At 41.6% G+C, this 26296-nt stretch carries 12 protein-coding genes; all 12 read left to right on the top strand.

The genetic code is table 11. From position 1 onward, the window contains the following. The first annotated feature begins 19 nt into the window (after positions 1-19). Positions 20-1054 carry a DUF4097 family beta strand repeat-containing protein gene (locus DIU38_RS11800; protein ID WP_112654894.1) on the top strand — a complete coding sequence of 345 codons (1035 nt, stop codon included), beginning with the start codon at positions 20-22 and terminating at the stop codon, positions 1052-1054. A gap of 201 nt (positions 1055-1255) precedes the next feature. After that, the gene (locus DIU38_RS11795) at positions 1256-3676 is read left to right on the top strand and encodes an ABC transporter permease (RefSeq protein WP_112654893.1); all 2421 of its coding nucleotides are present in this window, start codon (positions 1256-1258) and stop codon (positions 3674-3676) included. 62 nt (positions 3677-3738) lie between these two features. After that, complete coding sequence (locus DIU38_RS11790) at positions 3739-6156, top strand: ABC transporter permease (protein WP_112654892.1); 2418 nt, start codon at positions 3739-3741, stop codon at positions 6154-6156. A gap of 96 nt (positions 6157-6252) precedes the next feature. Then, positions 6253-8721 (top strand): ABC transporter permease, encoded by a 2469-nt coding sequence (locus tag DIU38_RS11785; RefSeq protein ID WP_112654891.1) that lies wholly within the window; start codon positions 6253-6255, stop codon positions 8719-8721. A 107-nt stretch (positions 8722-8828) separates the two neighbouring features. Further along, positions 8829-11225: an ABC transporter permease gene (locus tag DIU38_RS11780; RefSeq protein WP_112654890.1), complete on the top strand. Its 2397-nt coding sequence runs from the start codon at positions 8829-8831 to the stop codon at positions 11223-11225. A gap of 301 nt (positions 11226-11526) precedes the next feature. Further along, the gene (locus tag DIU38_RS11775; RefSeq protein WP_208057835.1) at positions 11527-13593 is read left to right on the top strand and encodes an ABC transporter permease; all 2067 of its coding nucleotides are present in this window, start codon (positions 11527-11529) and stop codon (positions 13591-13593) included. Continuing rightward, complete coding sequence (locus tag DIU38_RS33520; protein WP_208057836.1) at positions 13560-13943, top strand: ABC transporter permease; 384 nt, start codon at positions 13560-13562, stop codon at positions 13941-13943. The genes DIU38_RS11775 and DIU38_RS33520 overlap by 34 nt, the downstream gene beginning before the upstream one ends. Before the next feature lie 74 nt (positions 13944-14017). Next, positions 14018-16378 carry an ABC transporter permease gene (locus DIU38_RS11770; protein WP_112654889.1) on the top strand — a complete coding sequence of 787 codons (2361 nt, stop codon included), beginning with the start codon at positions 14018-14020 and terminating at the stop codon, positions 16376-16378. Between the two features lie 113 nt (positions 16379-16491). Further along, positions 16492-18870, top strand: coding sequence for an ABC transporter permease (locus DIU38_RS11765; protein WP_112654888.1), 2379 nt, complete (start codon positions 16492-16494; stop codon positions 18868-18870). Positions 18871-18982: 112 nt separating this feature from the next. After that, on the top strand, positions 18983-21349 hold the full coding sequence (locus tag DIU38_RS11760) for an ABC transporter permease (protein WP_112654887.1): 2367 nt from the start codon (positions 18983-18985) through the stop codon (positions 21347-21349). Positions 21350-21425: 76 nt separating this feature from the next. After that, the gene (locus tag DIU38_RS11755) at positions 21426-23807 is read left to right on the top strand and encodes an ABC transporter permease (RefSeq protein WP_112654886.1); all 2382 of its coding nucleotides are present in this window, start codon (positions 21426-21428) and stop codon (positions 23805-23807) included. Between the two features lie 69 nt (positions 23808-23876). Then, the gene (locus DIU38_RS11750) at positions 23877-26273 is read left to right on the top strand and encodes an ABC transporter permease (protein WP_112654885.1); all 2397 of its coding nucleotides are present in this window, start codon (positions 23877-23879) and stop codon (positions 26271-26273) included. The last annotated feature ends 23 nt before the right edge of the window (positions 26274-26296 follow it).

The following is a 26296-nucleotide window of genomic DNA, read 5'->3' as shown; positions in this document are numbered from 1 at the left end:
TAAACCAAAGATCATTATTATGAAAAAGTATTTACTTGTGTTATTTGTTGCCTGTGCAGGCAGCGCTTTTGCACAAAATAATCAGAAAACACCATACCTTACCAAATCATTATCAGGACAGGCCGTGCAAAATGTATTTGTTAATACTTCGGGCGGCAGTATTACCGTCAGCGGCGCATCGGGCGAAGAACCGAGAGTTGAGGTTTTTATACAAGGTAATAATGGTAATAATGACCTTTCTAAAGAAGAGATCAAAAAGCGCCTCGACGAAAATTACGACCTGAGCATTGATGTTAACGGCGGGGAGCTGCATGCCAAAGCTAAAAGCAAACATGATGGCAACTGGGACTGGAAAAAATCATTAAGTATCTCGTTCCGTGTGTATGTACCCGGCAATGTGGCAACTAATCTAAATACCAGCGGAGGCAGTATTCACCTTGATAACCTAACAGGTACACAACAGTTTGAAACCAGTGGTGGCAGCTTACACCTGGATAAAATTACCGGCACTATCAAAGGCCGTACATCAGGCGGCAGTATCCACGTGAGCGATTCAAAAGAAGACATTGACCTGCAAACATCAGGTGGCAGTATTGAAGCCCGCAATTGTATGGGCCATATCAGGCTGGAAACATCTGGCGGTTCGTTGCATCTCGATGGTTTAAAGGGAGATATCAAAGCTACCACCAGCGGCGGCAGTATCAGCGGCAATAAAATTGATGGCGATTTCATTACAGGCACATCAGGCGGCAGTATTAACCTTACTGATCTTTCTTGCAGCCTTGATGCATCCACAAGTGCCGGCAGCTTTCATGCGCAATTTGTAAGCGTTGGTAAATCTGTTAAAATTGATGTAAGCTCGGGCCATATCGATCTGCAGTTACCATCAAAACAAGGCCTTAACCTCGATTTGCGCGCCAACAAAATAGAAAGTAACCTTGCAGATAACTTCTCTGGTAACAAAGATAAAGAAAGGGTAGAAGGTAAACTTAACGGTGGCGGATCCCTCGTTGAAGTACGTGGTAATGGGCGAGTTAATCTTACCGTCAATTAATATCAGTGTAAGGAATATTACAAAGGCCTGTTGCTCAAATAGTGACAGGCCTTTTGTGTTGCCTGGGGTGTATCATAACCGAACACCTGGTGTTACGTCTTCGTACAGTTTTTATATGAAACAAATCGTAATTAATTGATATTTAGAGATTTGATTTATTGGTATGGCTTTTAAACCTGTATTAAGGTTAATCGTACACCCATGTTCAGAAACTACATCAAAACCGCCTGGCGAAACTTAAGGCGGAACAAAATATTCTCTTTTATTAATGTGTTTGGCCTGTCTGTAGGCTTAGCATGCTGCATGCTTATTTGTGCTTATGTATACAGTGAATTAAATTATGATCAGTATCCGGCGCAAGCCAAACAAATCTACCGCGTTGGTTTACGCTCCATTGAAAATAACGGTGTGAGCGAATACCCGATGGTTGATATAGCGGTAGGCCAGGGGATTAAAGATATGTTTCCCGAGGTGCTTGAAACCACAAGACTTACCGGTCGCGGTCCGGTTTTTATAAAATATAATGACAGGCAATTTAAAGAAGAGCATGTACAAATGATAGATGCCAATTTCCTGCGGCTGTTTTCGATACCTTTGATTGATGGTGATGATAAAGCCTGTTTTACAGAGCCTAACAGTGTGGTGGTTACCAGGGCCATGGCTAACAAATATTTTGGTAATCAGGAAGCCGTTGGTAAATCAGTTGCCATTGATGGTAAACCTTACAAGGTAACAGGTGTAATTGACAAAGTACCTGATGATTCACACTTTCATGGTGATGCGTTTTTGAACCTGGCACCCTTTGTTGAAAATGCAAAGCAAACATGGAGCAATATTGGCTTTTTTACCTACGTTGTTTTGGATAAAAACGCCCATCCTAAAAAGCTGGAAGCTTCTTTTCCCGAAATGGTAAGGAAATTTGTTGTGCCCGAAATTGCACATGATATGGGTACCAGTGTAGTCGCAGCAAGCAAATCGGTTAACACCTTCCTGTTTTACCTGCAGCCATTAAGCGATATTCACCTGCATTCGGCAACCAAATATGAACTTGAGCCCAATGGCGATATTCACTATGTATATATATTCGGCGCATTAGCTGCTTTTATACTGATTTTGGCCTGTATCAATTTTACCAATCTTTCAACAGCTGGTTCGGCACGAAGATCAAAAGAAGTAGGGATCCGGAAAGTGCTTGGCTCTGAAAAAAGAGGATTGGTTTCGCAGTTCCTTACCGAATCGGTTATGCTTACATTTTGGGCTTTGTTGCTGGCTTTAGTCATAGTTTACTTGTTATTGCCTTTGTTCAACAATTTAGCAGGCAAACATATCGATCTCGGATTTTTTCTCAGCGCTAAAGCGTTAATTATTGAATTGTTTACAGCTTTTATAGTTGGTATTTTGGCAGGGATCTATCCGGCCTTCTTCCTTTCATCGTTTCAGATCATTGCGGTGCTGAAGGGCAATGGCGCTACTAAAGCCGAAGGAAAAGGTATTTTACGCAGTGGGTTGATCATTTTTCAGTTTGCTGTATCTACAGCACTAATTATATCAACCCTTGTGGTATACCAGCAATTGCATTATATGCAGAACAAAAAGCTGGGTTATGATAAAGACCAGGTTCTGGTTATTAACGATGCCTACACATTAGGCAGTAATGCAAATGCCTTCAAAAATCAGCTTTTACGTAACCCGCAGGTATTAAATGCTACAATCTCAAGTAGTGTACCGGGTAAGCTAACCGGCGTTGATGGTACCCAGATTGATGCCAGGGAGTTTGATGATAAAGGTGGTCATGCCGAAATCCACACCAATATTTACCACGTGGATGAAAGTTATATACCTACTTTAAGTTTGCAGGTCATTAACGGGCGTAATTTTTATCCATCGTTCCCGGGTGATTCGATGTCCGTGGTGGTTAACGAAGCTTTAGTAAAAGGTTTAGGCTGGGGTAATACTAATCCTGTGGGCAAAACCATTGTACGCTCGGCCCGTACGCAATACAAAGTTGTAGGCGTGGTTAAAGATTTTCATTATGCTTCGGTTAGGCAAAAAATAGCGCCATTAATGATGTTATCGGGACACAGTACAGGTACACTAATTTTGAAGGTCAAAACTGCCGATGTAAAATCGCTTATTGCAGGTATCAAAGCCGAATGGGATAATTTCAGACCGGAAGCGTCTTTTAGCTACTCGTTTCTTGACGAACAATACGCTTCGCTTTATGCTTCCGAGCAGCAAACAGGTAAAATATTCACCGTGTTTTCATGCATCGCCCTCATTATAGCAAGTCTGGGCTTGTTCGGTTTAGCCGCGTTTATGATTAGGTTAAGGGTTAAAGAAATTGGCATACGCAAGGTATTAGGCGCATCAACCAGTAGTATTACAGTGATGTTATCAAAGGAGTTTTTGAGATTGATTGTCATAGCGTCCATCATATCGTTCCCGATAACATGGTTTGCCATGAACAAATGGCTGCAGGACTTTGCATACCGTATCAGTATACAATGGTGGGTATTCATCTTAGCGGGCAGCATAGCCCTGCTGGTGGCAGGCATTACGATAAGCTTTCAATCGGTCAAGGCGGCTTTGGCTAATCCGGTGAAAAGTCTTAGAAGTGAGTAGCAGTTTGCAGATCATTGCCAGGGACTAATTACTAACGAACAAGTGAACTAATGAACTAAATCATGATAAAGAATTATTTACGAAGTGCTTTTCGCAATATTGCCCGGCACAAATTTATTTCGTTCATCAACATATTTGGCTTAACCATAGGGTTAACCTGTTGCCTGCTTATTTTAACTTATATAGTTAAAGAGCTCAGTTATGATAAGTTTAACCATAATGCCCCCAATATTTACAGGGTGAGCCGGAGTTTTAACACGGCCGATGGCATTGTTAACCTGCATTTGGGAGCCGTAGCGCCGCCTTTTGGCCCGTTGCTTAAAAATGAATTTCCGGATATAAAAAAGGTTACCCGTTTATTTCCTAACGGTGATGTGGTTTTGCGTTATAAGGACAAATTATTAACCGAAAAGGGATCTTATTTTGCAGACGAAAACTTCCTCAGCTTCTTCGATCTCAAGACAGTGGCAGGCGACCCCAAAACTGCCCTTAGTGAGCCGTATACAGTAATGATGACCGAAGATATGGCACGCAAATACTTCGGTAATGAAGACCCCATAAACAAAGAGATCAGGCTTGATAATACGGCCAATTTTAAAGTTACAGGCATTTTCAAACCTTTTCCGCCTAACTCACAAATGCATCCCCAAATGCTGATGTCATTTAATACGTTGAACGATGATAAGGTTTACGGACGTAATCAATTGGCAACCAATTGGGGGAACAACTCATTTTTTACCTACCTATTATTGCCTGATCATTATAATATTGATCGAATCAGCTCGCAGTTTCCGGCTTTTATAGATAAATACATGAATTCTCCCGGGCAACCCCGGCAGTCAAAATTTACCCAGCTGCATATTCAAAGATTCCTGGATATTCACCTGCATTCGCATCTTGATGATGAAGTAGAGCAAAATGGCGATATTAAAAGGGTTTACATTTTTTCGGCTATCGCCCTGTTTATTTTGCTGATCGCCTGTATCAATTACATGAACCTATCTACTGCCCGCTCAACGCTTAGGGCTAAAGAGATCGGTATCCGCAAGGTGATCGGCGCACAACAAAAAGAGATCATTACCCAATTTTTAAGCGAATCTGTGTTGATCACTTATTTTTCGCTTGTACTGGCCTCGATTTTGACGTGGTTGCTGCTGCCATTTATCAACCGGCTTTCAGAACTTGGCCTTTCTATCAATAGTTTATTTCAACCGATAATTTTAATATCGGTGTTATTGCTGCCGCTGATTATCGGACTTATCAGTGGTATTTATCCGGCTATCTTTATGTCGTCATTTAAACCGATAAAAGTTTTAAAAGGTATCCTTAAAGTTGGGTCAGGAAATATCTCGTTCCGTAAGGTGTTGGTGGTGGTGCAGTTCTCCATCTCCATCATCCTGATTGTTGCTACGACGATAGTTTTTCAGCAATTGAGGTATATTCAAACCAAATCACTTGGCTTTAATAAAGATCATTTAGTAACATTGGGCGGTATCCCTGCTAACCAGTTTGAAGCTTTCAGGGCAGAGGTATTACGGGATCCTGCTGTAAAAGATATCGGCCGTTCATCGCGGATTCCGTCGGGGCGGCTACTGGATGATCAGGGCGTTTCTGTTTTTGACGGGGATAAACCGCTGCCGGTTAAAGCAGATATCAAATGCATCAATGCCGATTATGGCTTTATTCCAACCTACGGTATAAAAATGGCAGCTGGCAGAAATTTCAGTCGCGAGTTCGCCACCGACAGTAATAATTTTGTGATCAACGCATCGGCAGTAAGTGCATTAGGATGGAAATCGCCTGAAAACGCTATAGGCAAGGATATGAGCTATGGTGGCGTTAAAGGAAAAGTGATAGGGGTGGTTAATGACTTTCATTTCGAGTCATTACATCAAAATATCATACCGCTTTTAATGGAGATGCCCTCATTCGCCAACAATAGTTATAGAAGAATAACGGTTAAAATCGATGGTAATCGCATCAATTCGGCATTAGCAACCCTTCGGCAAACCTGGAAAAAATATCAACCCGAAACACCTTTTGAGTACAGCTTTTTAGATGAACGCTTCCAAAAGCTATATAACAGTGAGCAGGAACAGGGTAACCTGTTTACCATATTTTCGTGCCTGGCAATATTCATTGCCTGTTTAGGCTTATTCGGGCTTTCGGCCTTCATCATATCACAACGGGTAAAAGAAATTGGTGTGCGCAAAGTACTTGGCGCAAGCATACCGCAAATTGTTACCGAACTTTCAAAAGACTTTTTGAAGTTAGTGATCGTTGCCGCGGTTATTGCTTTGCCCATCGCGTGGTACGCCATGAGTAAATGGCTGCTTGATTTTGCCTTCAGAGTTAACATACAATGGTGGGTTTTTGTGATGGCCGGCGTAATAGCGCTGATCATTGCTTTTGCAACCATAAGCTATCAATCAGTAAAGGCCGCTATGGCTAACCCGGTGAAAAGTTTGCGTTCTGAATAAATTCGTCATTATGTCATTTTGCTTCGCGTCATTAAGCCATTTTCGATAGCGCGAGGCAAAAATGACTTAATGACCTAATGAAATAATGACTTGACAATGTTTAAAAACTATTTCAAAATTGCGCTGCGTAATTTTTGGCGGCATAAATTTTTTACATTCATTAATGTAATCGGTTTATCTATAGGGATCAGTTCGGCGCTGATTATTTACTTGATAGTCCATTTTGATTTTACTTTTAATCAAAACTTTGATAACAGCGACCGTATTTACAGGGTAGTTTCAAACTACACCTTTTCCGGCGAAGAAGCGCATAACCGAGGTGTTTCAGGCCCGGTGCCCGAAGCTGTAAGAAATGGTGTGAGTGGGGTGGAACTTACCGTGCCATTTTTCCTGTTGAATCAGCCTAATGTATTTATCCCCGGAAAAGCGGGCGTTCCTGTTAAGTTTAAACTACAGGATAACGTGATCCTTGCAGATGGCAGGTATTTCAACATGTTTAAATACAACTGGCTTGCGGGCTCGGCCAACACTGCTTTGAATTCTCCCAATCAAACGGTGCTCACTTCAGATCAGGCAAAAAAATATTTTCCTCAACTGTCATATAGCCAGATGATGGGCAGGGTAATTACTTATGATACGATTAGTGTGGCCGTGAGCGGTATTGTTGAACCATTAAAGGGAAATAACGATTTTACTTTTCACGATTTTATCTCTTATTCAACGGCAAAAGCTAATAAAACGCTGTCTGACGAACTAAGCCTTACCAGTTGGGGAGGTACTACTTCATCATCCATACTTTTTGTTAAGCTGGCGCCCAATGCCACTGCAGCCAATTTTGAAAAGCAACTAAATATTATTCTTAAAAAGAATGATCCTCCAAAACCCGAAAACAAGGGCAATACACGTAATTTTGCCTTACAGCCTTTGAGCGATCTGCATTTTAACAGTATGTACGGAACATTTGATTCCGGTAATCCGGCTAATAAAACAACACTTTACGGTTTACTGGTTATAGCTGCCTTCCTGTTATTATTAGGTTGCATTAATTTTGTTAATTTAACTACCGCACAGGCCACTCAAAGGGCCAAGGAAATTGGCGTGCGTAAAACAATGGGAAGCAGCCGCGCCCAGCTTATAACACAGTTTCTGAGTGAAACGTTCATTATAACTCTTTTGGCTGTAATCATTTCGGTGACGCTGGCGCCTGTAATATTAAAACTGTTTAAAGATTTTATAGCGGAAGGTGTTAAACTTGACCTGCTGCACCAGCCCCATCTTTTTGTGTTCCTTTTTTTATTGATAATAGTGGTAAGCTTATTGTCGGGCTTTTACCCCGCAGCTTTGCTATCAGGCTATAAACCTGTTTTGGTTCTTAAAAACCAGGCATCATCAAACAGTAGTAAAGCCCGTAATGCGTGGCTACGTAAATCATTAACCGTAACTCAATTTGTTATCGCCCAGTTTTTTATAATGGCTACTGTGCTGGTAGGCAAACAGATTCATTATGCACTTACAAAAGATCTGGGTTTTAAAAAGGACGCCATCCTAATCATTAATTCACCCTGGAAAAATCGAACGCTTAGTAAGAACCAGGTATTTATGAACAAATTAAAGGCGATACCTCAGGTTGAGCTGGTAAGCGCGGGTAAAGCCGCTCCGTCATCAACCAGCACCAATTCAACGGAAGCTACGTACATAGATGGCAAAAAGGAAATAAAGATTGAATTGTACGAAAAGTACGGCGACCCTAATTATATTGATGTATACAAGCTTAAACTTTTGGCCGGACGTAATATACAATATGGCGACAGTACCAGGGCATTTTTAATTAATAATACTTACGCAAAACTAATAGGGTTTAAAAATCCTGCTGATGCTGTAGGTAAATATATTGATAAGTTTAATGGCGATAAAAGAATGCAAATCATAGGTGTAGTGGCCGACTTTTATTCTGAATCATTGCATTCGGCAATTAAACCTACCTGCATTCATATCAGTAACAGTTATTACAACAATGGTACCTTTCATATAGCGCTTAAGCCGCAAACCGCCGGAGGCAACGAATGGAAAAAAGCTATTGCATCGATGGAAAAAGCGTGGAAAGAGATTTATCCTGAAGACGATTTTGAATATAGCTTTTTTGATGAAAGCATCGCCAAATTTTACGATGCTGAGCAACATACATCAACTTTGCTAACCTGGGCAACCGGTTTATCGATCTTTATCAGCTGCCTTGGTTTATTAGGTTTGGCCATTTATAATACCAATCAACGCACCAAAGAAATAGGTGTACGTAAAGTACTTGGCGCTACAGTAGCACAGATAGTCACCCTGCTTTCAACCGAGTTGGTGATGCTCATTGTACTGGCCTTTGTATTGGTAACTCCACTGGCCTGGTATGCCATGAACAAATGGATGGAAAGCTTTGCAGACCGCACAACCATCAGTTGGTGGATCTTTGCAGCAAGCGGCGCGGGAATGTTGCTAACTGCATTGATCACTTCAAGTTTTCAAACAATCAAAGCGGCATTGGCTAATCCAACAAAGAGTTTACGTTCTGAATAATTGGTCATTGAGTCAGTTGCTTCGCGTCATTAAGTCATTTTGATTGATGATTTAGAAAAGCAAAATGACTTAATGGCTATGCAATAATGACTCAATGACTAATTAATATGCTCAGAAATTATTTTAAAGTAGCATTCCGTAATTTAGCTAAGCACCGCACTATTAGTTTGATTAATATTGCGGGGCTCACCATCGGCATCACCGCGGCGGTGTTTATTATGCTATGGGTACAAAACGAGTTTAGTTTTGACAATTATCACCCGGACGTTGATAATATCTACCGGGTAAAAACGAAACTAAGCCTGACTAAAGACGAAGTGTGGGATTGGGAGTCGTCTCCTTATGTATTAGGCCCCGTTGCTAAGCAGGAAATACCCGGTTTAAAGAATTATACGTTTTTGTGGCCGGGTTATATGATGACGGTACATCATAATAACCAACTGATATCGGAAAAAAAGTATGCATATATAGATGCTAATTGGTTCAAAGTATTCCATTACGATTTTATCGATGGAAGCGCCGATAGCTTTTCGAAAAATCCATTTAGTTTAATCCTGACCGAACCAACAGCAAAGAAATATTTTGGTAACGGCGAAGCCGTTGGCAAAATGCTAAAGATTGATTCCATAAACTACCAGGTGCAGGCAGTAGTTAAGGATAATCCTGCAAATTCAAGCTTTCAGTACGATATATTGATGCCGGTAGAGGCTAAACTAAGCAATGCACATGAAAAAGAACAGGCGAGCAATTGGGGTAACTATAGCGGCCTCACATTTTTAAAGCTGCAGCCGGGCGTAAATATTAAGGATATAGGCCAAAAGCTAACCCAGATTATCAGGAAAAATAACAAGGGCAGTGAAAACACAACCATGAGTGTGATAGGCCTCAGGGATATCCATTTTGAAAGTGGTTTGCTAAGTACTTCATTTGAAAACGGCAACCGAAAGCTGGTTAACATCTTCCTGGTCCTGGCTTTTTTACTTTTGGCAACAGCATGCATTAATTATGTAAACCTAACTACCGCAAGGGCAAGCGTGCGTTCAAAAGAGGTGAGCGTACGTAAAATTGTAGGAGCGGGCAGGAGGCAGCTTTTTGCCCAGTTTATGTCCGAATCATTGGTTGTTAGTTTCTTATCATTATTATTTGCTATTTTATTTATCCAGATTTGCCTGCCCTGGTTTAACCAGGTTACCGAAAAGCATTTTGTACAACCACTAACATCTGGTGTTACATGGTTGATATTGTTGGGTACACTGATAGTTTGCTTTGTTTTCAATGGCTTATATCCTGCTGTGTTATTGTCGTCATTTAAGCCATTAAGCGTGTTTAAAGGTAGGGCACTATTGAATTTTAAGGATGGCGGCATCCGTAAAACGCTGGTTGTTTTACAATTTGGTATCTCGGTGATGCTTATCATTAGTACAATGATCATTTATCGCCAGCTTAATTTTATGAAAAATGCTGATTTGGGTTATAAGCGCGAACATGTTTTTGTAATGACTATACCATGGCAAGTGCTTGGCTTAGACGATAAGACAAGGGAGTCGAAATTAAAAAGCATCGCCAGCGAATTAACACAGCAAAGCGCGATAGCTGAGGTCTCTCAATCGGCCAACGATGCCTTTTTTAATAATAGCAACAAGGTTTCAGGATCAATGGATTGGGAAGGCAGGCCACTTGATTATAAACCCTCGGTTTCCACCATATCGGCCGATGAAAAATTTCAACATATACTAAGCCTTAAAATGGCCGACGGGCATTGGTTTGATAAAAATGGCTCGGATCAGCATAATGTAATTTTGAATGAAACCGCAGTGAAACAGCTTGGGATTCATAAACCCGTTATCGGGCAGCGGTTTAAGTTTAACGGCGACTCTGGCATAGTAGCCGGCGTGGTGAAAGATTTTAACTTCAGGAGTCTTCATGAAAAGATAGGCCCTATGGTTATTAATAATCATACCGATTGGGCACGGAGCTTTTATATTAAAACAACTCCAGGTAATACGGCGGTAGCTATAAAGATAGCCCAAAATGTATGGAATGAATTTGTTCCCGACCAGCCGTTTGACTATAGTTTTATTGATGATGGCTATAATAAACTTTACCACGCCGAACAGCGTTCATCAACATTGATAGCCGCTTTCGCCATTATAGCCATTGCAATATCGGCCATAGGTTTACTCGGCCTGGCTGCCTTTGCCGCCGAACAGCGGGTAAAAGAAATAGGTATTCGTAAAGTGCTTGGTGCAAGTGTTCAAAATATAATAGGACTGCTATCTGCCGAGTTTTTAAAAACAGTTGTCATAGCCAACATCGTTGCTTTCCCGGTGGCCTGGTACATGATGAACAAATGGCTGCAGGATTTTGCATACCGAACAAATATCACATGGTGGATCTTTGCTGTTGCCGCGTGCATAGCACTTTTAATAGCATTGATAACTGTAAGCATCCAATCTATCAAAGCTGCACTGGCCAACCCGGTAAATAGCTTAAGGAGCGAGTGATTTTTTGAGGTGAAAGGTTAAAGACGAAAGCTAAAAGGTAGCAACCAATTTATGAAAACGTCAGATGTTTTTCGAACATCTGACGTTTTTACTTTCCACCCGTTGAGGTTGCCCAGGAAATAAATCTCCAAATCCTAAATCGAACATCCCAAATCTGAAATCAAACCACTGTATCAATACCGTACACAAAGTGTTACACTTACGAACAGTTGATGTTTTTTATCTGACTTAAATATCTGATATTCAATTGTTTTTGGTTTTGGTATAGCTTTTACATCAATTTTGAAAATTGCTGTACGATATGCTTAAAAATTACTTCAAAATAGCCTGGCGCAATATCGTGCGTCATAAAGGCTATTCTGCCATAAATGTTGCGGGTTTAACGGTTGGCATGGCTGCCTGCCTGCTCATTTTTGTGATTATTCAGTTTGAACTTAGTTTTGATACTTTCAATCCTAATTATAAAAGCATTTATCGTATAGTTACCCAGGAAAAGCACGAGTCGGAAACTACCACCAATCCCGGAGTTGCTGTTCCTGCTACAGATGCCCTTCGTTTGGATATACCACAGGCTAAAGTGGCAGCTTTGAACAGCAGTTATGGCAGCCAGATCACAGTGCCGCAAGCCGCCGGAAGTAATAGCAGCGATAAGAAATTTACTGAAAATATTGGCGTGTTATTTATTCAGCCTCAATTCTTCGACATTTTTAGCTACAAATGGCTCGCTGGTAGTCCCGCTGTACTGGCCAGTCCGGATATGGTTGTGTTAGATAAAAGCTCGGCCATTAAGTATTTTGGCGACTGGACAAATGCTGTAGGCAAAATTCTTAAAATGGATAATGTTTTAACGCTGAAAGTATCTGGCATTGTAGAAGATGCCCCCGTTAACAGCGATTTTCCGTTTAAAGTGTTGGTATCATTTGATACATGGAAACAGCATCCTAAAGATTACAACTACAGCGCCGAATGGGGATCAACCAGCAGCAGCCATGAGGTATTTATGTTGTTCCCGGCAAGCATGTCAAAAAGCAGTATCGACGCACAGTTAAAAGCATTTTCGACCAAGCATTTTAAAAAGGGATCGGCACAAACTACGCTGTTACCACAGCCGCTTGCCGATATGCATTTTGATACCCGGATAGGTAACCCGCTTGGTGATCATAGCACCAGCAGGGCCACCTTGCGTACCCTGTCATTCATAGCTTTGCTCATCATCATTATGGCTTCTATCAACTTCATCAACCTTTCAACAGCGCAATCTGTCGGACGGTCGAAAGAAGTTGGTATCCGCAAGGTGTTGGGCAGTACCCGTCCGCAATTGATTTTTCAGGTAATTGGCGAAACAACAATTATCGTCATTGCTTCGGCTTTAATTGCCTTGGCAGTTGCCCGGCTGGCCATGCCTCAATTGAAAAATATAGCCAATGTGCCTGATAGTATCAGCTTATTTACTACTGGGAGCTTATTTTTTTTAGCGGCCAGTACAGTTACTATCGTTTTATTATCGGGCATTTATCCTGCATCGGTAGTATCAGGTTTTAAACCTGTGCTTGCATTTAAAAATAAAATAACGGCAGCTTCTATCGGTGGGATCCCGCTTCGCCGGGGATTGGTGATTGCACAGTTTGCCATATCACAATTGCTCATTATTGGTACCATCGTAGCGGTAAACCAGATGGACTTTATAAATAAAGCAGATCTCGGTTTTAATAAAAAGGCATTGCTCATTATTCCCGGCTATACCGATAGTTTAAGCCTCCGTAAAATGGAATCGTTTAAACAACAGGTGTTGCAGGATCCTAATGTCAAAGCAATCAGTTTCTCTTCGGATGTACCATCATCAGAAAATAACTGGGGTACAAATTTCGATTTCAATAACTCAACCAAGGACGTCGGCTTTAACACCTACCTTAAATTTGGCGACGTAGATTACTTCAAAACTTATGGTTTGACATTTGTTGCAGGCAAAGGCTACGATGTAAGTGATACGGCCAGGCAGTACGTGGTTAACGAAACCTTTATCCATAAATTGGGTATCCAAAATGCTAATGATGCCATTGGCAAAACATTACGCTTGGGCGGCGGCAAATGGCTGCCGATAGTAGGGGTAGTTAAGGACTTTAAAACCAATTCACTTCGCGAAGCTATAAAACCAATAGTAATATCACCTGCTAAGAAATTCGAGGGGCAAATAGGTATCAAGATCCAAACTGCTGATTTGAGCAAAACTGTATCGCAGCTGCAAAAACTGTGGGAGAATACTTTCCCGAATATGCTTATAACGGTTATTTCCTGGATGATAATATTGCCAAATTTTACGAGCAGGAGAACAAAATGGCCCTGGTGTACAAAATTTTTGCCGGGATAGCCATTTTTATATCATGCCTTGGTTTGTACGGGTTGGTTTCATTCATGGCAGTTCAGCGCACAAAAGAGGTTGGCATCCGCAAGGTTTTAGGAGCATCGGTAAGCAGCATAGTATTCCTGTTTTCAAAAGAGTTTATGATACTTATTGGTATCTCATTCCTGATAGCCATGCCCGCCGCATGGTATATTATGAACGGATGGCTGCAAAACTTTGTATACCGTATTTCGATGAGCGCCTGGATCTTTTTACTGGCAATAATATCATCGCTGATAATAGCCTGGTTGACAGTAGGGTATAAGGCTGTTAAAGCCGCGCTTGTTAACCCGGTTAAAAGCCTGAGAAGTGAGTAGCAGTTGGCAGTGGCAGTTTGCAGTTAACGGACTATACAATTACCAATGAACTAATGAACCAATGAACAACTACCATGATAGGAAATTACATTAAAACCACTGTACGCGGCCTGATGAAAAACCGGGCTTACAGCTTTTTGAATGTTGCCGGTTTGGCTATAGGTGTTGCTTGCGCATCCGTGATATTCTTGTGGGTGCAGGATGAGCTTACATTTAATCACAACTTTGTAAAGCGCGATAATCTGTACACTGTTCGTGAAAATCAAACCTATGATGGTAAAACCTCCACATTTCGTGCTACACCGGGGCCAATGGCCGCTGCATTAAAAGCAGATATCCCTGGTGTGAAAAATGCTGCCCGCATGGGTGGAGACCATGACATGGTATTTGCCCTGGGAGAGAAAGTGATTAACGAAAATGGTACTTACGCTGATGCAGAGATTTTTCCGATGCTAAAATTATCTTTAGTTAAGGGTGAAGAAGCTAATGCTTTTCAGCAGCTGCATTCGATAGTGATCAGTACAACAATGGCTAAAAAGTTTTTTGGCAGTGCCAACCCTATTGGCAAAGCTTTAAAAATGAATAATGAACATGATTTTACCATTACCGGCGTATTTACCGACCTGCCTAAAAACTCAACTTTTCAGATACATTGGTTTGCACCATTAAAAAATATCGATCATATGCAGCCCTGGATGCAGGACTGGGGAGCAAACTGGGCTCGTACCTATGTGGAGCTGGAACCAACAGCTGATGTTAATGCCGTCAATAAAAAGCTGGCCAACTACATCGGTACCAAAAAAGAGGGCAATAAAACTGTCTGCTTTCTTTTCGGAATGAACGACTGGAACCTTCGTGATAAATTTATTGATGGTAAAATGAGTGGCGGTCGTATTGAGTATGTTCGTCTGTTTTCGGTAATTGCCTGTATTATACTTATCATAGCTTGCATAAATTTCATGAACTTGTCAACTGCAAGATCTGAGAAAAGGGCTAAGGAGGTTGGGGTACGCAAAGTGATGGGAGCCGCGAAAGGTAAACTTGTAGCTCAGTTTATAGTTGAGGCGGTGGTCATGGCGTTTATAGCGGTAATAGTCGCTGTGTTTTTAGTTTACACAGTTCTGCCATCGTTCAATACTATGGTTCAAAAAGAGCTTTTTATCGATCTTTTGCAATCACTCCATTTGTTTTATTTACTATCGATAGGTTTGGTTACCGGTTTGCTGGCTGGCAGCTATCCCGCGTTTTACCTGTCGTCATTTAACCCCATTGCCGTATTAAAAAATATCAAATTACCATCTGCAGCTGGTGCGGGCTTTATCAGGCAAAGTTTGGTGGTGATCCAGTTTTCCGTTTCTATCATACTCATCATTGGTACGGTAATTATCTATCAGCAAATTCAACACGTTAAAAACCGTGAGCTGGGTTATCAAAAAGATAACCTTGTTTATATCGATACCAAAGGCAAACTGACTGATCATTTTGCTGCGGTAAACAATGAATTAAAACAAACCGGGGTTGTAGCCGATGCTTCATTGAGCGAATATCCAATTTTACAAATTTGGAGTAACACGGATAATTTTTCATGGGACGGAAAAGATGCCTCAAAAAATCCACTGATCACTATCGAAAGTGTAAGCCCTCAGTTTGTATCAACTATGAATATGAAACTGCTTGCTGGCAGGGATTTTTATGCCAATGCAAAGCTCGATAGCAGCAATGTGATCATTAATGAAGCCTTTGCCAAACAAATGGGAAAGGCTGGTCACCTAGGTGGCATTATCAGGGATGGTGGCAGTAAACCATACCAAATCGCGGGAATCATTAAAGATTTCCTATATAATGATATGTATATTTCTGGTGCGCCGCTGATGCTGTTTAGCCGTCCGCAAAACAATAACATTTTAACTATCCGCTTTAAAGAGGGCGTTAATTTAACCGAGGCGCTGGCAAAAGCAGGCGAAGTTTATAAACGCGCCAACCCCGGTTATCCATTCGAATACAAGTTTGTTGATGCTGATTTTGATGAACTGTTTAAAACGGAGGCCCTTACCGGTAAGCTGTCGGGCATATTTGCATCGCTGGCTATCGTGATCTCGTGTCTTGGTTTGTTTGGGTTAGCAGCCTATACTGCCGAAAGAAGGATCAAAGAGATAGGCATCCGCAAGGTACTTGGTGCTTCCGTAGCCGGTTTAACCGGCTTGCTATCGCGTGATTTTTTAAAGCTGGTTGCAGTTTCCTGCCTGATAGCCTTTCCGATTGCCTGGTATGCAATCAATAACTGGCTGCAAAGTTATCAGTACCGGGTAACTGTACAATGGTGGGTTTTTGCCGCCGCCGGCATTGCCGCTATTGTTATAACGTTGGTGACTATAAGTTTCCAGGCTATAAAAGCTGCGCTGACAAATCCGGTGAAGAGTTTGAGAAGTGAGTAACCTCACCCAAACCCTCTCCAAAGGAGAGGGCTTTAAGAAGATTAAAATACATAAATAATAACTAAATATATCACAAGTACAATTCCTCCCCTTTGGGGAGGTTAGGGGGGGGTATGATCAAAAACTACATAAAAATTGCATGGCGAAATTTGGTGCGTAACAAGGCTTACGCAACCATCAGTGTTATTGGTTTGGCTTTGGGTATAGCCTGTGGGGTATTAATATTTACGCTGATCACTTACCACCTGAGTTTTGATACCTTTCATAAGGATAAAGACAGGATCTACCGTTTTTATACCGAGTTTCACGATCAGGGTGTAGACCGGGTAGGCGCTATTCCGCAACCGATGGCCAGGGGTTATCGAAATGACTTTGCCTTTAGCGAAAAAACGGCGAGATATATCAGCTTTAATAAAACGCTGATCACGATTACCAAGGGAAGTGAAGTGAAAAAATTTGGGGAGGATGATGGCGTTGCGTTTGTTGAGCCCGAGTATTTCGACATACTGAATTTTCCATCGCTTAAAGGCGATAAGAAAACCATGCTTGTTAACCCGAATGAAGCGTTGGTTACCGAAAAAATGGCCCAAAAATATTTTGGTAATGATAACCCAATAGGCAAAACTTTTAAGCTGGATAATAATATAACTGTTACTATAACCGGTGTACTGCAGGATTTGCCAAATAACACCGACCAAAAGCAACAGATTTTTATTTCATATGCAAGTATGGAAGCGTACGCAGGTAAAGGCCGTGAGAATAACTGGGGTGGTGTTTACAGCGGTTGTCAGGGTTTTACCAGGTTAAAGCCCGGTGTAACCAAAGCACAGGTTGAAACCGCTATGCTGCAATTGGTTAAAAAGAATTACACCGGCAGGGATTTGCAGGTTTGGCGCTTTAAGTTACAACCTATTGCCGAAATGCACTTTGACCGTGAACTTGGTGGTTATGCCGATAAAAGCTATTTATGGGCGCTGTTCTTTATCGGTGTGTTCCTGATCATTACAGCCTCGGTAAACTTTATAAACCTGGCTACGGCCCAGGCACTAAACCGCTCAAAAGAGGTAGGCATCCGTAAAGTATTGGGTAGCCAGCCTTTCCAATTATTTTGGCAATTTATTGCTGAAACGGCTATTATCAGCATTATTGCTGTGGGAGTTGCTATTGGCTTATCAGAGATTGCTTTGACGCCATTAAACAATCTCTTCCATGCAAGGATGACCTTTAACTGGGCCGAATTGAGCGCTTTTATAGTTGTTATTACTATTGTTGTTGTATTTCTTTCGGGTTCATATCCTGGTTTGGTACTGGCAAGGTTTCAGCCAATTAAAGCGCTTAAAAGTAAACTGTCCCAAAAAGATGTTGGCGGTTTTTCTTTGCGCAGGGTACTGGTAGTTACCCAGTTCACTATATCGCAGGTACTTATCATCGGTACTATCATCGTAGTATCGCAATTACATTATTCACAAACTGCCGATCTGGGCTTTAATAAAAATGCCGTAGTGCTTGTGCCGCTTCCTCAAAACGATAAGATGAAAATGAGCACGATGCGTAATCGCCTCAGCGAAATTAAGGGTGTTGAAAATGTATCTTACTGTTATAACCCGCCGGCGTCGCGTTCAAATAGTAATACCGGTATTCAATATGATAATCGTGCCGAAGACGAGCATTGGAGCATCAACACCAAACAGGCCGACGAAAATTACATTTCAACCTTCGGCATTAAACTTATTGCCGGCAGAAACTTCTTCAAAGGCGATTCGGTTAAAGAATTTTTGGTGAACGAAACCTTCGTTAATAAACTGCACGTTAAACCGCAGGATGTAATAGGGAAACAAATGGCAATTAATGGCCGCGACTATAAAGGTACCATTGTAGGCGTAATGAAAGATTTTTACAATTACTCTTTCCATTCGGAGATTTCACCATTATGTGTGATGCCTAACTATCAGTCACTATCTACCGTTGCTGTGAAGATAGATATGCGTAATGCCAAAGCTACACTGGCGGATATTGATAAAATCTGGAACCAAACTTTCCCTGAAGAATTATATTCTTACCAGTTTTTGGATGATACCATTGCCCGTTTCTATCAGATGGATAATATATTACTAATCCTGGTTGAAGCGTTTGCCGGTATCGCAATCATTATAGGTTGTCTCGGCCTGTATGGCCTGGTGTCATTTATGGCTGTACGTAAAACCAAGGAGATCGGGGTTCGTAAGGTATTGGGTGCAAATATCAGCAGCATCTTATGGTTGTTTGGCAAGGAGTTCAGCATATTGCTGCTTATAGCATTTGTAATAGCCTCTCCGCTGGCCTGGTGGGCAATGCATAATTACTTAAAGGATTTTCAATACAGGATTAGTATCGGTCCACAAATATTTGTGATGTCCATACTATCCACATTTATTATAGCGTGGATTACGGTAGGTTATCGTGCTGCAATGGCTGCGCTTGCCAATCCGGTTAAAAGTTTGCGTTCGGAGTAGGGTTCATTTGTTCACTTGTTCATTAGTTCATTAGCGGACGCGGGCAAGGTTGTGCAAATAATTTTTACTCGCGAATAAAACCAATGAACTAATGAACAATTGAACCAACAGTATGCTTAGAAATTATATCAAAATAGCCTGGCGAAACATCGCTAACAATAAGGCTTATACGGCTATAAACGTTTTAGGATTGGCAGCCGGGATGGCTGTTGCCTTGATGATAGCGCTTTGGGTTGCCCATGAATATTCATATGACAGATTTTTGCCCGATGCCAACAGGGTATACCAGGTTCGCCGTAATTTTAACAGTAATGGCGAAACATTAACGTTTAGTTCAACCTCGTTAAAACTGGCAGATGTGTTGAAAACTATGCCTGAAATAGAATATGTAGCACCCACAGATTGGGGTGGCACACATGGGTTAATGGTAGGCGATAACAAGTTATCTATTGATGGCGTGCAGGCAGGTAGCGATTTCCTGAAAATTTTTCAATACAATTTTTTACAGGGGAGCCGTACAACCGCTTTGAATGATCCATATTCAATTGTATTGACCAAAGCTACTGCTCTCGCTTTATTTGGCACCGGGAACGTGATTAATAAGGTTGTTAAGGTTGATAATAACTACAATTTAAAGGTTACCGGCGTGATTCAGGATGTACCATTGAATTCGTCGCTTCAATTTAAATATATTATTCCATTCAGTTTGATGGAGCAACAGCCTTACATGAAAGACGCCCACGATAGCTTTGGTAACAATAGCTTCGAGCTATTTGCAAAGCTAAAACCAGGTGTAACGTACGCACAACTGGCCCCAAAGATCCTTCACATTGAAAAAAGCGAAAAAAATATTAACGCCGAAAACTCGGATGTAATTATGCAGCCCATAACCGATTGGCACCTTTTTGCCAATTATAAAAATGGAGTTGCAGTAAGTGGTTTTATTGATTATGTACGCATCTTTAGTATTGTTGGTGTACTGGTACTACTGATAGCTTGTGTGAATTTCATCAACCTCACAACTGCCCGGTCTGAAAAACGCGCGCGCGAGGTCGGCATCCGTAAAGCTATCGGATCACAACGTCAGCATCTGATATTCCAGTTCTTGACAGAATCTACACTGATTACACTGATTTCCTTTATATGCTCAATACTTTTTGTTCAAATAGCGCTCGGGCCGTTTAACTCGCTTACTGGGACTACTATTTTTATCCCCTTTAACAGCGTAATTTTTTGGCTGATTGCCATAGTGTGTGTATTGCTTACAGCCCTGGTGGCCGGTAGCCGCCCTGCGTTTTATCTTTCGTCATTTAATCCGGTTAAGGTGTTAAAAGGTACAATTCAGATTGGCCGCTCAGCATCGTATTCGCGTAAAGTTTTAGTAGTGATGCAGTTTAGTTGCTCAATAGCGTTGATCATAAGCACAGCTGTTATTTACAGGCAAATTCAGTATGCCAAAAACCGCCCGGCGGGATACGATATTAATAGGTTAATAGCCACTAATGCCAATGAAGATTTGGGTAAGCACTATTCCGCTTTTAAAAATGAATTATTGCAAAGCGGCGTGATTGAAAGTATCTCCACAGCATCAAGCACCATTACAGATATTAACATGCACAACAACCTTGACCAATGGCCTGGTAAATTTGCCGGCGAAACCGTTGAAATGGGCGTAATAGCCGTTGCTGACGATTATTTTAAAACCACCGGCATGAAAATGCTTGCCGGCAGGGATTATAACAATGTGGTGTCAGATTCATTGAATATCATTTTCAATGAAGCGGCGATTAAGCGCCTGCGCCTTAAAGGCGACCCGATAAGCCAGGTAATAACTTATGGAGGTAAGCAGCGCAAGATAATTGGTGTAGTTAAAAACGCGCTGATGTTATCGCCGTTTGCACAGGCCGACCCAACCATGTTTGTGTATAATAATGATCCGCATCAAAACATGATTTACCGCCTCTCGCCTAAAGTGAACCCGCACGATGCCATTGATAAAATTGGGCAGGTGTTTTCAAAATATAGTCCGGCCTATCCCTATACCTATCGTTTTGTAGATGATGATTATAACCGCAAGTTTAGCCAGGAAGTATTGGTGGGGAAATTGTCGGGCATTTTTGCGGGCCTTGCCATATTTATTTCATGCCTCGGCCTGTTTGGATTAGCCGCATACATCGCCGAGCAGCGAACTAAAGAAATTGGCGTACGCAAGGTATTAGGTGCAACTGTAAGCCAGTTATGGTTTTTACTGTCGAAGGATTTTGTGTTGCTGGTGCTTATTAGTTGTGTAATAGCCTCGCCGGTAGCCTTTTACTTTTTGCAGGGGTGGTTGCAGAAATACGATTACCGGGTAACCGTTGGCCCTGGTGTGTTTATTATATCGGCGACAGCAGCGATTGTCATCACACTAACGACAATCAGTTTTCAGGCTATTAAGGCCGCGATTGCCAACCCGGTTAAAAGTTTACGTTCTGAATAATGGGTAATTGTATCAGTTTGCTTTGTGTTGTTATAACGGGTAAGATAAATGACCATGACATTAAAAAATAAAAAATATGATCAGAAATTACATTAAAATAGCCCTCCGGAACCTTTGGCGACACCGGAGCTTTTCGTTTATTAATATTACGGGCTTATCAATAGGGATAACAGCCTGTTTTTTCATTTTTATATACGTGGCCTTTGAGCTGAGTTACGATAACTTTCACACAAAGGCCGATAGGATCTATCGTTTGGTAACCGATATCAAAACCCCGAGCGAAACTATTAATACCAGTAGCACATCATGGGCGTTTGCACCCAATATTAAGGCAGACTTGCCGGAAGTAGAAGCATTTGTACGCACCAGCGGCGGCAGTTTTTTGGTGCGCAGGGGAGATGTAAAATTCCAGGAGGAAAACTCCATGTTCGCGGATTCGACATTTTTTAAGGTCTTTGATTTTAAATTAGTTAAAGGCGATCCCAGGACTGTGCTCACCGCGCCCGCTACGATAGTATTTACCGAATCTACCGCGAAAAAATATTTTGGCAGTGCCGACCCAATTGGCAAAACCGTATTAATTACCGGCGATGCCGTACCTGCCACGGTTACCGGTGTTATGAGGGATTTTCCTGGCAACTCGCAAATCAAGGCCGATATGATCATCTCAATGACATCGTTAACCCAAAAGTTTAATAAAGGAATTGACGGGCAGTGGGGCAATTTCGGCGCTACGACTTATCTTTTGTTAAAACCGGGTACAAGTCCAAAGGCTGTTGAAGCTAAAATGCCTGCCTTTTTGCAAAATCGTGACGGGGACGGAATGAAGAAAAGCCAGATGTTCTATAGGCTCATGCTTGAGCCTTTAAAATATACCTACCTCTACTCAAAAAGAGGCGGACAGGAAGTTGGAAGCATTAGCAATGTGTATATATTCAGCATTGTCGCGATTTTTATTTTGCTGATAGCTTGCATCAACTTCGTTAATCTTACTACTGCCCGCTCGGTTGAACGCGCCAAAGAAGTAGGGATTCGTAAAGTTGTGGGCGCCGAAAAGAGCCAGCTTGCTGGCCAGTTCATTGGTGAATCGGTGGTGCTTTGTATCATAGCTTTTTTACTTACGCTTGGTATCGCTGCTTTATTGTTGCCTGCATTTAATCAATTGGCTGGTAAAACTGTTAGTACCGGCATCTTTTCAAACTGGTACTATGTAGTTATTCTGTTTGTAACGTCTATTTGCATCGGCCTGTTTGCCGGTTTATATCCTGCGTTGGTACTATCGTCCTTTAAACCGGTGATGGTTTTGAAAGGCCGTTTTTCCGGAAGCCGGAAGGGCGGAATTTTACGCAAAACGCTTGTTGTTGCGCAGTTTAGTATTTCCATAGCGCTTATTATTGGAACTATAGTAGTTTATAACCAAATGAGCTTTATGCAAAACCGCGATCTTGGTTTTAATAAAGAACAAATGCTTGTACTCAACACCAACAGCGATCCTGCTAAAGAATCCCTAAAAAATGCTATCAGTTCAATTCCCGGCGTAGTATCAACGGCATCTGCTTCAAGTATCCCTGGAGGTGGAAATAACGGGGCTTACTCCGAGATAGAAAATAAAATGGGCGATTTGCAGATAGCTAACCTTGATCTGTATTTTGTTGATTATGACTATGTAAACCAATTTAAGATAAAGATGGTTGCGGGTCGTTCGTTTTCACGTGAATTTGGTACTGATACGGCCCAGGCCATGCTTATCAATGAAGCCGCTGTTAAATTGTTTGGCTATAGCTCTCCTAAAGATGCTATCGGCCGCCGGTTTAAACAATGGGGGCGCGAAGGTAAAATAGTAGGTGTAATGAAAGATTTTCATTTCCGTTCGTTACAGGAGGTAATCAAGCCGCTTACCATGCGAATCGAGCTTCATAGTCTTGATCTGATAACTGTAAAAGTCTCCCCGAAAAATCTGAATAGCACATTGGCGCAGATAGAAGGTAAGTGGAAACAATTTATCCCTAACAGGCCATACTCATTTTATTTTTTAGATGAGTTTTTTGACAGGCAGTACCGCTCTGAACAGCGTTTCGGTAAGCTGTTTTTCAACTTCGCCGTTCTCGCCATATTCATTTCGTGTTTGGGCTTGCTTGGTTTGGCTTCGTACAGCACGCTGCAACGTACCCGCGAAATAGGGATCCGCAAAGTGCTTGGCGCGTCGGTACCCGGTATTGTTAACCTGCTATCCTTTGATTTTTTAAAGCTGATAGTGATATCCTGCATAATAGCCATGCCGGTAGGTTGGTATTTTATGCATCAATGGCTCAAAGATTTTGCCTATCGTATAGATATTCAATGGTGGGTATTTGTGCTGGCTGGTGTATTAGCCGTTTTGGTGGCAGTAGCTACCATTAGCTTTCAGGCAATAAAAGCAGCATTAAGCAACCCGGTTAAAAGTTTACGTTCCGAATAATTGTCATTAAGCCATGCTTTCATCTTATTAATGGAATGCGGGGCAAAATGACCTAAACGAGATAAACTAATGATAAAAAATTATTTCAAGACCGCCTGGCGCAATATCTGGAAAAACAAGGTTTTTTCGGCTATTAACATTTTTGGGTTGGCCGTTGGTATGGCGGCTTGCATTGTGATCACGCTTTTTGTTTATTATGAAAAAAGCTTTGATAATCTGCATACTAAAAACATCTACCGCTTAAACGAGGTGCAAAAGTTTGAGGGAATGGGCGCCTCACAAAAGGTTGCGTTATCTATGTTTCCGATGGGGCCCACGCTTAAAGCCGATTTTCCTGAAATAAAAAACTTTACGCGCGTTCGCTGGCAACAAAAGTTTCCGCTTAACAACGGACTCAAACGTGTGTACATGCCACAGGTATTCTTTGTGGATTCGGTTTTTTTGAAAATGTTTGATTTTAAACTGCTGAGGGGCGACCGGGCAACTGCTTTATTACGACCACGCAGCGTTTTATTAACCGAAGATGCCGCCAAACGTATGTTTGGTAACGATGATCCGATTGGTAAAACAGTAACCAATTATGGGCAGGATACAATAACCTATTCGGTTACCGGTATATTGGCCAATGTGCCTAAAAACTCACAATTGCAGTTCGATTGCCTGTTTTCGTTCAGTAGTATTTATAAGAAATGGATGTTTACCAATTGGGGTGGCAACTGGTTAAATACCTATCTTGAGCTGGCTCCTGGTACTAATATAGCAGCCCTTGAAAAGAAATTTCCGGCGTATCTTGAAAAGTACAGGGGCAAAGGCGGTTCTAAAAATTATGAATTGTTTCTGCTATCACTTAAGGATGTGCATGCTAACTCTGTCGATATAGGGTTGGACTATATCAACTATCAGAAATTTGACAAGAACATCACCAACTTATTTACTGTGATAGGCATTATTGTTCTGATAATAGCCTGTATCAACTTTATTAACCTTTCAACCGCACGTTCATCTGAGCGGGCAAAAGAAGTTGGGGTACGTAAGTCTATCGGTGCAGGGCGTTTTCAATTGGCTATGCAGTTCCTTGGCGAAACGGTGTTGCTTTCCCTGATAGCTTTAGCTTTTGCCTGTATTTTGGTAAGTATTGCAATCCCATTTGTTAATGGTTTAAGCCAGCGTGATATTAGTTTACCGCTGCATGACAACAAGATGCTTATAGGGGTGGTGCTGATAAGCACCGTGCTTGTTGGTATTACTTCAGGTATATACCCTGCGCTTTTTTTGTCGTCGTTTCAACCGGTTAAAGTATTAAAGGGGGCTTTAGCAACGGCGAGGGGCAATAAAGTGCCATTGCGTAATATTTTGGTTGTTGGCCAGTTTACGAGTGCTGTAATCTTAATGATAGCTACAGTTTTGGTTATCAGGCAACTTAAGTTTATGCAGAAAAAAGATCCCGGCTTTAACCGCGATCAGATTGTTAATGTTCCTTTAGGTTTGATCCCCCAAAACAAATATGATCTGTTTAAGCAGGAATTACTCTCCAATTCAATAATACAGGGAGTTACCGCATCGCAGGATATTTTAGGCAGTCATCTGGATCAAACAGGGATCTCATTTAAACTGGGCGATTCGCCTTTGCGTCAGCTTACTTCAACATTGTTGGTGGTTGATAATAATTACCTCGATCTCTATAAGATCAAGCTACTGACGGGCAAGAATTTTTCTACTGATACTTCGGCTGTTTGGAAACAGTATATCATCAACGAAGCACTGGCTAAGGAATTGCTGAAAGATCATAAAGGGAAAAATATGGAATCATTACTGGGACAAAGGTTTGGTTTTGATTCGTTGGGTGTGATTACCGGAATAGCCAAAGATTTCAATTTCAATTCCCTGCATTATAAAATTGAAACGCTGTTCCTGGTAAACGGTAAAGGGTTCAACCAAATGTCGGTTAAGATCAACGGCGGCAGGGCTAAAGATGCTGTTGCATTTATCCAATCAACCTGGCAAAAGGAGTTTCCGGGGATACCCTTTGAATACCAGTTTCTTGACGATCATTTTAAAGAGGTTTACAGTGTAGATAATCAGGTAAGCACTGTAGTAAGTATTTTAGCTGGACTGATCATCATTATATCCTGTTTGGGGTTATTCGGCCTCGCTTTATACTCAGCCGAAAAACGGATCAAGGAAATAGGGGTGCGCAAGGTGCTTGGGGCATCTGTGCAGAATATAGTGATGCTGCTTTCGGGGCATTTTGTAAAACTGGTGCTCATTGCCAACGTCATCGCCTGGCCGATAGCGTTTTATGTCATGAATAAATGGCTGCAGGATTTTGCTTATCGCATTGATATTAGCTGGTGGGTATTCGGTATAGCTGGTTTTACATCACTGGTTATAGCCTTTGCTACTGTAAGCTTCCAGGCCATTAAGGCGGCTGTAGCTAATCCGGTTAAAAGTTTGAGGAGCGAATAACCTCACCCAAACCCTCTCCAAAG

Origin of the sequence: Mucilaginibacter metallidurans (assembly GCF_003286435.2) — a bacterium.
Lineage (GTDB): Bacteria > Bacteroidota > Bacteroidia > Sphingobacteriales > Sphingobacteriaceae > Mucilaginibacter > Mucilaginibacter gossypii.
This window is presented reverse-complemented; position numbering and strand designations above follow the sequence as displayed.

Excerpts from the sequence above, each read along its gene's own strand:
- DIU38_RS11800 (WP_112654894.1), top strand. The coding sequence starts at position 20 with ATGAAAAAGTATTTACTTGTGTTATTTGTTGCCTGTGCAGGCAGCGCT.
- DIU38_RS11795 (WP_112654893.1), top strand. The coding sequence starts at position 1,256 with ATGTTCAGAAACTACATCAAAACCGCCTGGCGAAACTTAAGGCGGAAC.
- DIU38_RS11790 (WP_112654892.1), top strand. The coding sequence starts at position 3,739 with ATGATAAAGAATTATTTACGAAGTGCTTTTCGCAATATTGCCCGGCAC.
- DIU38_RS11785 (WP_112654891.1), top strand. The coding sequence starts at position 6,253 with ATGTTTAAAAACTATTTCAAAATTGCGCTGCGTAATTTTTGGCGGCAT.
- DIU38_RS11780 (WP_112654890.1), top strand. The coding sequence starts at position 8,829 with ATGCTCAGAAATTATTTTAAAGTAGCATTCCGTAATTTAGCTAAGCAC.
- DIU38_RS11775 (WP_208057835.1), top strand. The coding sequence starts at position 11,527 with ATGCTTAAAAATTACTTCAAAATAGCCTGGCGCAATATCGTGCGTCAT.
- DIU38_RS33520 (WP_208057836.1), top strand. The coding sequence starts at position 13,560 with ATGGCCCTGGTGTACAAAATTTTTGCCGGGATAGCCATTTTTATATCA.
- DIU38_RS11770 (WP_112654889.1), top strand. The coding sequence starts at position 14,018 with ATGATAGGAAATTACATTAAAACCACTGTACGCGGCCTGATGAAAAAC.
- DIU38_RS11765 (WP_112654888.1), top strand. The coding sequence starts at position 16,492 with ATGATCAAAAACTACATAAAAATTGCATGGCGAAATTTGGTGCGTAAC.
- DIU38_RS11760 (WP_112654887.1), top strand. The coding sequence starts at position 18,983 with ATGCTTAGAAATTATATCAAAATAGCCTGGCGAAACATCGCTAACAAT.
- DIU38_RS11755 (WP_112654886.1), top strand. The coding sequence starts at position 21,426 with ATGATCAGAAATTACATTAAAATAGCCCTCCGGAACCTTTGGCGACAC.
- DIU38_RS11750 (WP_112654885.1), top strand. The coding sequence starts at position 23,877 with ATGATAAAAAATTATTTCAAGACCGCCTGGCGCAATATCTGGAAAAAC.